Raw genomic sequence first — 206 nt, forward strand, 5'->3', positions numbered from 1 at the left:
ACCAGCTCGATCAGCTCGCTGTCGACGTCGACTTCGACCGGCATCAACTCGTTGTCCACGGGCCTCAGCTCGACCGATAGCTCGGTGGCTTCGCTGTCGACCTCCACGTCGACCGGTCTCTCGTCGGCAACCAGCTCGATCAGCTCGCTGTCGACCTCGACTTCGACCGGCATCAACTCGTTGTCCACGGGTCTCAGCTCGACCGA

Annotated in this window: 1 protein-coding gene; it reads right to left on the reverse strand. The window is 62.6% G+C overall.

From position 1 onward, the window contains the following. The coding region (locus DIE08_RS36645) for a hypothetical protein (protein WP_311768968.1) at window positions 1-188 on the reverse strand (188 nt) is incomplete at its 3' end. Between the last annotated feature and the right edge of the window lie 18 nt (window positions 189-206).

Origin of the sequence: Burkholderia sp. Bp9004, from assembly GCF_003858025.1 — a bacterium.
Lineage (GTDB): Bacteria > Pseudomonadota > Gammaproteobacteria > Burkholderiales > Burkholderiaceae > Burkholderia > Burkholderia diffusa.